The sequence below is a fragment of the Vibrio sp. 1078-1 genome, from assembly GCF_033340475.1.
Map to the genome: position 1 here is coordinate 87,725 of NZ_JAWOWM010000012.1, position 11,701 is coordinate 99,425.

The following is an 11,701-nucleotide window of genomic DNA, read 5'->3' on the forward strand; positions in this document are numbered from 1 at the left end:
AAAACACGTCTGATTTTGACAGCTTCAAAAAAGCGCACTTCCTATAATTCGCCTGTATTGTGCGGAAGGAGTGCAAGTGAATGAGTATTATCAACAATCATATCGCAACAAATCCAAAGTTTGATGCGTCTATCCAAAACGGGTTGGAATCGTCTCGCCCCGACGTTTCACAAAAAGGCAATTATCGCGGTGAAACCGTCCGTGTTCACAATGCCACACAATCACTTTTTGATGCGATGGAAGAACTCACTTCACTCGGTTCCGAAAAAGCAGAGAAAGATCTGACCAAGCGCAAAGTGAAAGACAGTGGTGTTCGAGTTAATGAAGCACATGAACTCGTTTCGGACTATTTAAGAAAAGTCCCTGATCTTGAAAAGAATCAAAAGATCAAAGATTTGGCTACAAAAATGGCGGGAGGAAATATCTCGACCATCGCGCAATTACAAGCCTACTTGAATGGGTTTTCCGAGGAGAAAAGCCATCAATACCTCGCCCTAAAAGCCGTTAAAAAGTTTTTGAGTGCGAGTCCAGAAAGTAAACACCTACTAGCGCTGATTGACCAAGCACTTCTAAGAATCGAGCAAAACCCAGATACATGGTCTCAAATTGATACGGAAATCCGCGTCTCAAATTTTGCTGATGAATACAGCCAAGAGCAAGAGTTTAGCTCTTTGCATCAGCTGCGCGGCTTCTACCGCGATACCGTTCATAGTTATCAAGGGCTCGGCGCTGCTTATCAAGATGTGGTGGCGCGCTTTGGTGAGCAGGAGGTATCGACCGCTGTTGACTTTATGCTGCAAGGCATGAGTGCAGATCTTAGTGTTCAAGGTAGCAGTATCGATTCGGTTAAGTTGCAGTGGTTGATGTCCGATATGCAAAAACTCAAAACTCTAAATACGTTGCAAGATCGTGTGAGTCAACTGTTCCAAATGTTTAAACCGGAAAGGACGAATTATGGTTTATCAAGTTTCTAATTTGATGGCTGATGTGATTGCGTTGGTAGAGCAGCGATGGGTAAGCAGTGATGAGATATGGAAAGTCGCCAACGCAATGGAATTGACGGCGGTAGAACAAAAAATCGATTTTTTTCGAGAGTTCCATAAGTTAGTTCGCGCAATCCCAATTGACGTATTCGCCGATGAAGAACAACGACAGAATTTAATCCAAGCGGTACAAAAGGCGCTAGACGAAGCCATTGATATAGAAGAAGAGGAAGCGTGGGAAGATGAGTTGGATTGATGCATCCGTCGATGAATTTTGCCGAGGAATGGGGCTCGATGCCGTCGATTTCTCATCAGCTGGACGGGTGCAGCTGGATTTTGAGCAAAGTGGTACGCTGCATATTGAGCGACAGGGTGAGCAGTTATTCTTGATGTTGTCTCGAGCGTTATCTTGGCATCAAACCAGTGACATGATTCAAAGTGCACTGTGTTTGTGTCATGCCGATCAAGGCTGGCCTTTCGAAATTAAAACCGGCTTGTTAGATGAACAAACTCTGGTTTTTTCAGCAAGGCTAAATGGAGAAGAAGTAACACTTCCGACCTTAGAGCAAGCGTTTACGCTTTTGGCTCGTCTACATAACGATGTGGCAGGCTCATGACTCGAGTCAGCACTTTAAACGTAGGCATCGAAGCCTTTACGCATGTTACTCATAGTGAAGTTAAGGCCGATTTCCCAGAGCGATTTCAATTGCTTCCTGATGGTCAGGCGGTCGCTACACATTTAGAGAAGCTCTATGACCTCCGGCCTTCAGACCAATATCTCATCGCGTTAACTAAGCCCAAGCTGCTGCACTCAGAGTTGTTGCGTCCAGAAAAATACCGTCAACAATTTGATGAAACGTTAGCTCAGCTGCAAGTTCTTGCACAGGATCCAGGCTCCGCTTCTTTTATCAAAGCATCTGAAACGCTACAAAGTACACAACTTGATCAGCGTTACCTCACTATGGCGCTCAATCTCCTTATTCAGGTCTAACCAACATGTTGAGATCCAAAGACATTGAACTCTTACTTGTTCACGCTGCGCTACAAGTTCAATACCAAAAGCCAGAGCATGCCATTTCTATTCTCGATGCGGTTCTAGAAATAGAACCGCAGCACAAAGAGGCGATGCAAACACTTGCTGTGGCGTGTTTACAAAGTGGTCGATATACCCGGGCGATTGAGGTGTGTGAGCACTTATTAAAATCTGACCTTCATCCTGACTCGGCAGGACTCTGGTTTTGTTTAAGCCAAGCGCGTTGGAAACAAAATGACGTCGATGGGGCACGCCAAGCGCACCGACGCTATCTGCAATCTTTAAATAGTGAATCACATGAATAAGTTTATCGATATTCTAAACAAAGTAGGGCAACGCAAAGACATCATGCTTGCGGTGATGTTACTCGCGATCGTCTTTATGATGATATTGCCACTTCCTACCGCACTGGTGGATGTGCTGATTGGCACCAACATGAGCATTGCGGTGGTGCTGCTTATGTTAGCGATTTACATCACCACGCCACTTGAGTTCTCTGCATTTCCTGCGGTGCTATTGATCACGACATTGTTTCGTCTGTCTTTATCTATCACGACAACCCGCTTGATCTTGCTACAAGGCGATGCTGGTCAAATCGTTTATACATTCGGTAACTTCGTTGTGGGCGGTAACTTAGTGGTCGGTATCGTTGTGTTCCTGATCATTACCATTGTTCAGTTTATGGTGATCACCAAAGGCTCAGAAAGGGTAGCAGAAGTTAGTGCGCGCTTCTCACTCGATGCGATGCCTGGTAAGCAGATGAGTATTGACGGTGACATGCGTGCCGGAGTAATTGACGTACACGAAGCTAGGCACCGACGATCACTGATTGAAAAAGAAAGCCAAATGTATGGCTCGATGGATGGCGCGATGAAGTTCGTTAAAGGCGACTCCATTGCGGGTCTGGTCATCATTGTGGTCAACATCTTAGGTGGCGTCACGATCGGGGTAACGCAAAAAGGCATGAGTGCTTCTGAAGCACTTGAGTTGTTTGCGATTTTGACCGTTGGCGATGGTTTGGTATCGCAGATCCCGGCACTTTTTATCGCGATTACCGCCGGTATTATCGTGACGCGTGTTTCTCATGAAGACTCTTCTGATCTTGGATCGGATATTGGTGGGCAGGTGATTGCTCAGCCACGAGCACTTCTTATTGGTGGTGTGCTTTTGGTGCTGTTCGCACTCATTCCTGGGTTTCCAAAAATCACTTTTCTGGTCTTGGCCGCCGTGGTTGGTGGTGGTGGTTTCTTCCTTTTCTATCAACAGAAAAAACAAGCGGAATCAGATAGCACCGACTTATCAAGCTTTGTTTCGCAAGGAGCCGGATCGCCAGCAGCGAAGCCAAGCAAACCCACGCCTTCTAGAAACAGTAAAGGTAAGTTAGGTGAGCAAGAAGAGTTCGCCATGACAGTCCCGCTGTTGATTGATCTTGACGCGAGCCTTCAGGAAAGCTTGGAAGCGGTCGCATTAAATGAAGAGCTAGCAAGGGTTAGACGCGCACTATATCTCGACCTAGGCGTGCCTTTCCCAGGCATCCACCTGCGCTTTAACGAGGGGATGCAAAATGGCGAGTACTTAATTCAGTTACAAGAAGTCCCGGTTGCACGAGGACGAATTGTTAAAGATCAACTCTTGGTGACAGAAGGGAATGAACAGATCGATTTATTAGGCGTGCCTTATGAGCAAGATGAAGATTTTCTACCTGGTATTTCCAGCATTTGGGTGGCACAGAGTTATGAGCAAAAACTCGTAGCCAGTCATGTAGGTTTTCTCACACCCGACAGAATTTTAACGTACCACTTGTCTCATGTTCTTAAGGAGTACGCGCAAGACTTTATTGGTATTCAGGAGACGCGTTATCTGTTGGAGCAGATGGAAGGCAGTTATTCGGAGCTAGTCAAAGAGGCCCAGCGTATTGTTCCGTTGCAAAAAATGACGGAAATCTTGCAACGCTTGGTTTCTGAAGACATTTCTATCCGAAACCTTCGCGTGATCTTGGAAGCCATGGTTGAGTGGGGCCAAAAAGAGAAAGATGTTGTACAGCTGACGGAGTACATTCGTTCCAGCTTAAAACGTTACATTTGCTACAAATACGCGAGCGGACAAAACATGTTGCCCGCTTACTTATTGGATCAAAGTCTCGAAGACACAATACGCAGCGGTATTCGTCAAACCTCAGCAGGGAGTTACTTGGCGTTAGACCCGTCAGTAACGCAACAATTTGTCAGTGATGTGAAACAGACCATTGGTGACTTAAGCCGCATGCCGAATAAACCTGTGCTAGTTGTGTCTATGGATGTACGCCGATATGTGCGAAAGCTTATTGAATCGGAATACTACGATCTGCCCGTTTTGTCATTTCAAGAACTAACCCAGCAAATCAATATTCAGCCACTTGGAAGGGTGGGGATGTAATGAAAACAAAACTAATACTCTCGCTGGCGCAAGCGGGGATCGAAGTGACGCCATACTTTTGGCAACAAAGTGAAATTCAACTTGGTTATCGAATTGAAGTTGAAGGCTTAGAGCTTGTTTTTCGGGTGGAGGACGGTGAAATCATCATCGTTCTTCTGAAACGCATTCGTCCAAAATTGGGGTTGAGTAACCCCTTTGCCGGCTTATTTCTCTTGGCTGAACATGCCATTCAACTTTATCCCTCCGATTGGGTCATTCGCGGCAACGTCGATGTGTTACGTGGTAGCAACATGAGCAGCCAGCGATTGGCACAGTTCTATCTAAAAGCATGCGGTGCAAGCCATGATGAGCTAGACGGCTGGTACTGTTTACGCCTAGCAGATTATAGACCTTTGAAAAAGTTGAAAAAGTAAAAACTCACGACTGTTACTGACAGCACCGATGAGATGACCCGCTTTAAGATAGGAATCAAGATGAAGCAACCGTTTACCGATGCGATTGAGAACGCTGAGCTTGCCATTAGAAAAGCTGAAGACAGAACCGATATTTTTAACGAGCTATTGGAAGGCTTAGGTGTTGGTCCTGTTGCGGGGGATGTTTTACTTGGAGGCATAAAAGCGCCAGTAGATACCATGAAACGTGCAGAGCAAGAGCTAATAGACGAAGTCCAGCGCCGCCGGCAACAACAAAATCAGCTACAAGGTACGTCAGGTAAACGCAGAAAGCGTCCCACAGTGATGCGCGGCATGATGATTTAGAGGTTTGGAAATGACGAATATGAAAACGACTGGCTCTACGACAGGAGCAACAGACACAGCTGCGAGTAGTGCACCATTACCCACTTTCCAACAAAACTTGATAGAGGCATTTACCCCTGTACTGGGTGAAGCAGAGACTCAGCAACTTGCCTCGATAATCTCTTCATTGCCAACTATCTCGGGACAAACGGAATCACAAAGTATCGCGCTTTATGTTGATACACTTGAAAACCTAAAAGCGAAAAATAACGCGTTTGCTGGTATATCATTGACCGACACCGCATCTGTTTGGATAAAGTCGCTACAAAGTGCTAGCTCAGATGGCGAATTAACCGCAGCCGAGTTTAATGCTCAAACAAACCAAACGCTATCAAATCAGTTTCAGGCTTGGTTTAGTAAGTTACTGACGGAAAACGTAGATAGCTCGTTGTCTACTGAGTTTGTTAGTCAATTTAATCTGGGCACTCAGAGTAACCAAGCGGAGCAGATCGCCAACCTCTCCGAGACAGGTCTGGCTAATGCCACCAAAGAAATTTCTCTTTTTGTTGCAGAGCTTGCTAATCAAATGGGCTCCCGTGAAGTGAGAGATGCTTCTATTTCTTTTCTTCGCAATGCCTTTAGTAGCTTAGGTTCCGTTAATCTCGCGCAACTGAAGAGCTCGGACTTTCTGTTGACTAAAGAGAGTTTCGCCCTTCAAGTCTCAGCTCAATTAAAAAGTAGTTTTCAAGGCATTGGTATTACTTTAAGCACCGATGACGCAAGTGCGCTAGCTAGCAGAATTACCTGGACTCCTGGTATTTCTAAACAGCAGCTTAAAGAAGCGTTAGATGAAATGGCCGCTCAAGTGAAAGGCCAATATAGCGCAGCTTATGGTGAGGCGAGTGGAACGAACAATCTAAAAGCAACACTTAATACTGTCATTGGTGGAACTGAGCCTTTGACCCTTTCTAGTCTGTTCGCCAACTTCGCGGTGAGTTTAACAAATATAGAAATCGATGACTTTTACCAGGACAGCGCGATAGCCGATGTCCAAAAGACACAAATAACGGCAGCTCAAGTTAATTTGATCAAAGAAAACACCGAACGAGATATCCGATTACAGTTTGAAAAAATAGTAAAAGGTGAATCTACCGGGGCTTCATTTACTGAGCGATACGAGGCATTGCGCAAAAACTTAGGGGCATTGAAAGAGCGTCTACTCAATATCACCGATAAAGAGAAAGCGGATCGCGAGGTGAGAGCAGAGCACTCTCTAACGGCTCGTGATTTGTTGGCCGTTGTTGAGTCCAGCATTGGAGACCGTTTTGATGAGCAAGTGCTGCTTGCACTAAATGAGCGTCGTGTTAACCGTTTAGAGAAACGTAATGACCAGAAAGAGGCATTAGAGGATCTCACAATACAGCTTAAAGTTTTTGGTGTTGTGCAATCAAAAATTCACTCTACGCAAAGTGTTGATGGGGTTTATAAACCGGGATATCCAGAAAGTAACTTCAAAGCGAGTGACTTTAACTACAGCAATCAAACGGATTTTGAAGCTTCACCTGAGTACAAGTATTTGACGGATAATAAGATAACAAACCATCGAGACTTCCTTCAAACACAAGGTATTACTATCGGTGATGGTGCTTCGTACCAAGACGAAGAGAAGTCGAAAAAGCTGTCTAATTTTTCTAGTTCTGTCAGTGCTAAATCCAAGTTGCTTAACGATGAAGTGCAAATCAAAACCACTGAGCTGAACGACACCAGTTCTCAATACAACTCGACCGTTGAAGCGATGAACAAGTTTGTTCAGAAGTACCACAGTATTTTACAAGAAATCCTACGAGCCATTTAAGGATAACCAACCATGACTAAAACAAACGCGACCGATCCATCTCAAATGCAAGCAGAAGAACTGCTGTCTTTTTTGGAAGAGGGAGGCACGCTAAAAATGTTGCACGATGTGTCTCAGGACACCATCGAACACATTTATGCCGTAGGTTACAACTTTTTCCAATCGGGAAAGATTGAGCAAGCAGCGAAAGTATTTCAATTACTCAGCATGCTTGATCATTATCAGGCGCGATTTTTCATTGGCCTTGGCGCGGCTCGTCAGGAGTTGGGTGAGTATCTGCAGGCAATAGACGCCTACAGCTACGCAGCGCTAGTGGACGTAAATGATCCACGCCCACCTTTTCACTCTGCTGAATGTCACCTTAAACTGGAACAACTGACAGAAGCAGAGAGTGGGTTTTACAGCGCGAAGGAGATGTCTGCCGGAAAATCACAATATGCAGATTTGCATGAGCGTGCAGGCATCATGTTAGAAGCGGTGAGAAATAAAAAGGAGTAATTAGACTATGAGTTCTATTGCACTTGACCGCATCCAGACACAGGTTTATAGCCCTGAATCTGGCCAAGCCACGTTAGATAACGTGCAGAAAACGGCGTCTACAGCGACGCCTTCTGTGACGGTAGAAAACGTGAAGAGTAAAGATGCAGATGTACTGAACACCGGAAAAGTAAAAGTTCAGTTAGATGCACCTAACGCAGCTGTTAGTGACAAAGTGAATGATTTGACGCTAAAAGCCATGGCACAGCTGCAAAAGATCGTCGATACCATTGCAAAATCTCTCCATGCAGTTGCAGACCAAACAGGTTCGATTGCCGTCAAAATCATCGCAGGATCTGCTGATGATTTTGAAGTAGAGCTTGCTGCTATCACGGATAAACTGAAAAGTGCTCAAAACGAGCTGAAAATTCAGGAAGTGAAGGTCGCAAAAGCTAAGCACGAAAAAGAGATGGTGGAAAACCAAGACAAAATCAAAGAATCGGAAGCCGCTGCAAAAGAAGCCCAAAAATCAGGCTTAGCAGCGAAGATCTTTGGTTGGATCAGTGCGGTGGTTTCTATTGTTGTTGGTGCCGTAATGGTGGCAACGGGTGTTGGTGCAGCAGCCGGTGCACTTATGATCGCTGGTGGCGTCATGGGAGCAGTGAGCATGGCGTTGCAAGAGCCAGCCGTTCAAGATGCGCTAAAAGAAGCGGGCGTAAATGTCGATGTGCTAAACAAAGTCGTAATGGCATTAGAAATCGCCGTCGCGGTTATCGGAGCTGTTGTGACGTTTGGTGGTGCAGCTGCTGGCGGTATCGCGAAACTTGCAGCAAAAGGTGCTGGTAAGGTAGCTCAAAAGGTCACGGAAATCGCTACGAAAGCCGCTGCAAACATGGCGAAAGTGGCGGATATGGGCACAAAAGCTGCGACAACAACAGCGAAAGCGATTCGTTATGGCGCAGAAACCGTCGATCTTGCCGTCAACGTGGGTAAAGGCGCAACGGACAGTGTCCATGCTGCTAACAATGCTCACGTAACAGAGATTCAGGCTGATATCACAGACCTTCGAGCCAAAATGACGTTAAGCCAGGCTGTCATTGATAAGCTCAAAGAAGAGATTGGTAAGTTGATGGAAGACTTCCAAGAGCTGATGAGCCTCATCATGCAAATGATTCAAGCGAAAAGTGAAACTATGCAAACGGTGTTAAGCCGTCCTGCAACGGTATAAGGAGTTTATTATGCTAGATAAAGTAGGCGGAACGGGTCGTGGTGAACTATACGGTTTAGGCGATACCATTAAAACCAACAAAGCAGAAAAAGCGCCGGAAACAAAGCTTGAAGCGGGTGCCGTTAAAAGCCAAAGTGAGTCAGGTGTTTCTGGTGCAGCACGCTACCAGTTAGAGACACCTAAAGCTCCCACAGTGAGTAACCAAGCTCAAGTTGTTGCAAACTTAATGAGTGCTCTTGCGCCGACGGTGAGCTCATTAATGAGCACAACGATGAAAGCGCTTAACGGTGAGGAGGTGATCAAGTCACCATCAGATGCGGTATCACAATCGTTGACGCTATTAACATTGTTGTATCAAGTATCAAAGCTGAGCCGTGAGCAGCAAGTGCTACAACGTGAAATTGCTGTTGAAGCAAACGTCGCGAGTTTAGAAAGCCAAGCGGCAGAACTAAACAACTCGGCAAGCGCAATGATCGCGATGGCAGTCGTTTCGGGTGTATTAGCGGGTGCTACCGCAATTATTGGTGCCCTTGGTTCTTTCAAAGCAGGGAAAGAAATCAAGAATGAAATGGCGAGCAATAATGTACTGAAAACGCAAAAAGCTGGCTTCGATCAAGCAGAAGAGTTATTAAATAACAATAGCTTGTCTAAAACGCAGCAAGATCAGGTTAAGCGTGCGCACTCACTAGCGAAAGACAATATCGCAGACACGACAGCGCAGCTGACAAGTGGTGGCCGTAAGTTCGATAAGTTGATGAGCTCAAACCAAGCGAAGAACGCGATTCTTCAAGCTTTGGGCCAGATGGCAAACTCAGCATCGAATGTAGAGCAAACCAAAGCGCAAGCGCGCAGCAAAGATGATGAAGTACAAGCGACTCGCGCACAAGCAGCCAAACAGAAAGCCGATGAAAACATTGGTTTCCAAGAAGGTTTATTGAAAGAGCTACGTGACTTGTTCCGATCTATCTCAGATAGCCAGAACCAAGCGTGGCGAGCGTCAGTCCCAACGGTGTAACCATCCGTTTCACTAACTACAAAGCGTTGTTTATACAACGCTTTTTTTATTTCAGCTATCTAAACTAGATACGGATATTTACTGGGTGATTTGTTTGTAAAGCAATATAACGTAGTGAGTTACATTGCATAAAAGTTACTGTTTTTGTTGAACTCAGCTCAAAGTTTACCATCTGATATTGGTCTTGTTGCATACTGCTGGGTTAGAATGCCATTGAACTTACGAAGAAAGTGTTTTAAATGTTCTTTTCTGTCGGATGATGACTGCGAATCTGATGGTTGTTTGACACAACTAATTTCTTTTTAAGACGGCAAGCTTACTAGTGTGGATATGGATCAGCAACATTGAGGAGTAACAATGGATATTTCATCACACAAAAAGGATATGGCGATACATATAGTCGAAAAAACGATGTCAATAGATCGGCTAATAATGATCATGTATAACTCACCAGATAAGATAGTTTACGAACACTTTAGAGCTGTTAACCCTCATTTGAAAGATAATATGGTTAAAGTTGGACAAGTTGTTTTGCTATCTCCAGCTAACTCAATCGAATGTACGCTAGAGGAAGCTCAGTTTTTGAGTCTTGCAAATGCAGTAGATAAATCTCTTATGGAATTAGATCGAGCTGAGCGTGAGATCCTCGTAAAACGCTATGATTTTTTATCTAATGTTGCTAGCTATAACGGTTTGCTATTAGGGGTTAGTAATAATGTGTGGAATTCTCACGTAACTCAGGTTAAGTCAATCCTAAAAGATATCGAAAAAACTTACATATCAAGTTTTAACCGTAGTGGAAATTTAAATAACCAACAATTTTTTTCTAAGCGTAATATACAATTTCAGCGTTTAAATACAGCTTTAAAAAGGTTTGGACAGCCAACAATAAATGATAATTTACTTGCTGGTGATATTAAGAAAAACTTGGGCTTAAGTAGCAAGAGTATTCTTCATCGCTGGGGAAAGCAGCAAGGCACGGTAACTGCCATTCCTGATTTTGCCAAAAACTATGCAGCAGTTGCTAAAATGTCACGGAATTTAAAACGTGTTGGTTATGTTAGTATCGCTTTGACTGGAGTTGAAGCTGCGGCATCTATCGAGAAAGCGTGTACTGTAAAAGACGAAAAACAATGCACTGAAACCAAGTACTCGCAAATAGGCAAGGCTTCTGCGAGTATTGCGGGAGGAACTGCTGGAGGCATGCTTGCTACATGGGGAGTGTGTACTTTAGTTTTTGGATTACCATCAGGTGGAACTAGTGCTTTTTGGTGCTCTGTTGTAGCAGGAGGCACTGGGGGATACTTAGGAGGAAAGTATGGAGGTTCGACTGGTGAGTATTTGGGAACAGAATTATATAAAACTCAACTTAATAAGTAGTCGAAGATGGAAGATATCAGTTTAGCATCAGATTTAGTGATTTATCTGACTACGGTTGGAATTTTAGGTATATTTACTTGGGTTTTGTTTGTTATTTATTTGAAATCCAAGTGGTTGAAGTATCTTGAAGATGCTCTTGATAATGGAGTTCGATACTACACTCTGAATATATTCTTATCAGGTCACGGAGTACTACAATATGGAACTGTTTTTCTGAGCACTTTTCATGCGAAACGATATAAAATGTTAGAGAAGAGGGATAAGGTTCCAGTTCATATTCAACGATTGTTTGTTCTCTCATTCGTATTATTTATTTCAAGTGCATCATGTCTTTTGGCTGGAGTTATAATTCATCATATTTATATAGAATAAAGGTTATTTAACAAGATTATAGTAATTTGACCTGAGTATTTCTATTTAATAGATAATTTAGAATGGACATATCAGTCTAAAGATTTAATTTTCTAGACTATACGGTTTACGCTTATATAGAGCCATTATATAACGGCAGAATATGCCGATAAAATGGTGATTACTAAGCTAACCGCCAAGGATGAGAACTTAAACGTTATCAAATT

Annotated in this window: 14 protein-coding genes; all 14 read left to right on the top strand. The window is 44.0% G+C overall.

Annotated elements, in window-relative coordinates; translation table 11 throughout:
* Positions 1-80: 80 nt before the first annotated feature.
* Positions 81-974 (top strand): type III secretion system gatekeeper subunit SctW, encoded by an 894-nt coding sequence (sctW, locus tag R7190_RS19415; protein WP_017821331.1) that lies wholly within the window; start codon positions 81-83, stop codon positions 972-974.
* On the top strand, positions 955-1,239 hold the full coding sequence (locus tag R7190_RS19420) for a TyeA family type III secretion system gatekeeper subunit (protein WP_186585004.1): 285 nt from the start codon (positions 955-957) through the stop codon (positions 1,237-1,239). The genes sctW and R7190_RS19420 overlap by 20 nt, the downstream gene beginning before the upstream one ends.
* Positions 1,226-1,600, top strand: a complete 375-nt coding sequence (sycN, locus tag R7190_RS19425; protein ID WP_137282051.1) for a type III secretion chaperone SycN — start codon at positions 1,226-1,228, stop codon at positions 1,598-1,600. Before R7190_RS19420 ends, sycN begins: the two co-directional genes overlap by 14 nt.
* Positions 1,597-1,974: a type III secretion system protein VscX gene (gene vscX / locus R7190_RS19430; RefSeq protein WP_171346039.1), complete on the top strand. Its 378-nt coding sequence runs from the start codon at positions 1,597-1,599 to the stop codon at positions 1,972-1,974. Before sycN ends, vscX begins: the two co-directional genes overlap by 4 nt.
* A gap of 5 nt (positions 1,975-1,979) precedes the next feature.
* Complete coding sequence (vscY, locus tag R7190_RS19435) at positions 1,980-2,321, top strand: type III secretion system chaperone VscY (RefSeq protein ID WP_005377248.1); 342 nt, start codon at positions 1,980-1,982, stop codon at positions 2,319-2,321.
* Positions 2,305-4,431: a SctV family type III secretion system export apparatus subunit VcrD gene (vcrD, locus tag R7190_RS19440; protein ID WP_155484594.1), complete on the top strand. Its 2,127-nt coding sequence runs from the start codon at positions 2,305-2,307 to the stop codon at positions 4,429-4,431. The genes vscY and vcrD overlap by 17 nt, the downstream gene beginning before the upstream one ends.
* Positions 4,431-4,844 carry an LcrR family type III secretion system chaperone gene (locus tag R7190_RS19445; RefSeq protein ID WP_042523767.1) on the top strand — a complete coding sequence of 138 codons (414 nt, stop codon included), beginning with the start codon at positions 4,431-4,433 and terminating at the stop codon, positions 4,842-4,844. Before vcrD ends, R7190_RS19445 begins: the two co-directional genes overlap by 1 nt.
* A gap of 60 nt (positions 4,845-4,904) precedes the next feature.
* Entirely contained in the window at positions 4,905-5,189 is a 285-nt protein-coding gene (locus tag R7190_RS19450; protein ID WP_005395092.1) for an LcrG family type III secretion system chaperone, read from the top strand.
* 10 nt (positions 5,190-5,199) lie between these two features.
* Positions 5,200-7,023 carry a virulence-associated V antigen gene (locus R7190_RS19455; protein ID WP_284144530.1) on the top strand — a complete coding sequence of 608 codons (1,824 nt, stop codon included), beginning with the start codon at positions 5,200-5,202 and terminating at the stop codon, positions 7,021-7,023.
* Between the two features lie 12 nt (positions 7,024-7,035).
* Positions 7,036-7,521, top strand: a complete 486-nt coding sequence (gene vcrH / locus R7190_RS19460; protein WP_005377258.1) for a SycD/LcrH family type III secretion system chaperone VcrH — start codon at positions 7,036-7,038, stop codon at positions 7,519-7,521.
* Positions 7,522-7,528: 7 nt separating this feature from the next.
* Complete coding sequence (vopB, locus tag R7190_RS19465; protein WP_005377260.1) at positions 7,529-8,728, top strand: type III secretion system translocon subunit VopB; 1,200 nt, start codon at positions 7,529-7,531, stop codon at positions 8,726-8,728.
* Positions 8,729-8,738: 10 nt separating this feature from the next.
* On the top strand, positions 8,739-9,743 hold the full coding sequence (vopD, locus tag R7190_RS19470; RefSeq protein ID WP_005377262.1) for a type III secretion system translocon subunit VopD: 1,005 nt from the start codon (positions 8,739-8,741) through the stop codon (positions 9,741-9,743).
* Between the two features lie 357 nt (positions 9,744-10,100).
* Positions 10,101-11,123, top strand: a complete 1,023-nt coding sequence (locus R7190_RS19475; RefSeq protein ID WP_047009803.1) for a hypothetical protein — start codon at positions 10,101-10,103, stop codon at positions 11,121-11,123.
* 6 nt (positions 11,124-11,129) lie between these two features.
* The gene (locus R7190_RS19480) at positions 11,130-11,495 is read left to right on the top strand and encodes a hypothetical protein (protein ID WP_053350348.1); all 366 of its coding nucleotides are present in this window, start codon (positions 11,130-11,132) and stop codon (positions 11,493-11,495) included.
* Positions 11,496-11,701 lie beyond the last annotated feature (206 nt).

What these genes read in the sequence shown, in the direction of transcription:
- sctW (WP_017821331.1), top strand. Translation starts at nt 81, where the DNA reads ATGAGTATTATCAACAATCATATCGCAACAAATCCAAAGTTTGATGCG.
- R7190_RS19420 (WP_186585004.1), top strand. Translation starts at nt 955, where the DNA reads ATGGTTTATCAAGTTTCTAATTTGATGGCTGATGTGATTGCGTTGGTA.
- sycN (WP_137282051.1), top strand. Translation starts at nt 1,226, where the DNA reads ATGAGTTGGATTGATGCATCCGTCGATGAATTTTGCCGAGGAATGGGG.
- vscX (WP_171346039.1), top strand. Translation starts at nt 1,597, where the DNA reads ATGACTCGAGTCAGCACTTTAAACGTAGGCATCGAAGCCTTTACGCAT.
- vscY (WP_005377248.1), top strand. Translation starts at nt 1,980, where the DNA reads ATGTTGAGATCCAAAGACATTGAACTCTTACTTGTTCACGCTGCGCTA.
- R7190_RS19445 (WP_042523767.1), top strand. Translation starts at nt 4,431, where the DNA reads ATGAAAACAAAACTAATACTCTCGCTGGCGCAAGCGGGGATCGAAGTG.
- R7190_RS19450 (WP_005395092.1), top strand. Translation starts at nt 4,905, where the DNA reads ATGAAGCAACCGTTTACCGATGCGATTGAGAACGCTGAGCTTGCCATT.
- R7190_RS19455 (WP_284144530.1), top strand. Translation starts at nt 5,200, where the DNA reads ATGACGAATATGAAAACGACTGGCTCTACGACAGGAGCAACAGACACA.
- vcrH (WP_005377258.1), top strand. Translation starts at nt 7,036, where the DNA reads ATGACTAAAACAAACGCGACCGATCCATCTCAAATGCAAGCAGAAGAA.
- vopB (WP_005377260.1), top strand. Translation starts at nt 7,529, where the DNA reads ATGAGTTCTATTGCACTTGACCGCATCCAGACACAGGTTTATAGCCCT.
- vopD (WP_005377262.1), top strand. Translation starts at nt 8,739, where the DNA reads ATGCTAGATAAAGTAGGCGGAACGGGTCGTGGTGAACTATACGGTTTA.
- R7190_RS19475 (WP_047009803.1), top strand. Translation starts at nt 10,101, where the DNA reads ATGGATATTTCATCACACAAAAAGGATATGGCGATACATATAGTCGAA.
- R7190_RS19480 (WP_053350348.1), top strand. Translation starts at nt 11,130, where the DNA reads ATGGAAGATATCAGTTTAGCATCAGATTTAGTGATTTATCTGACTACG.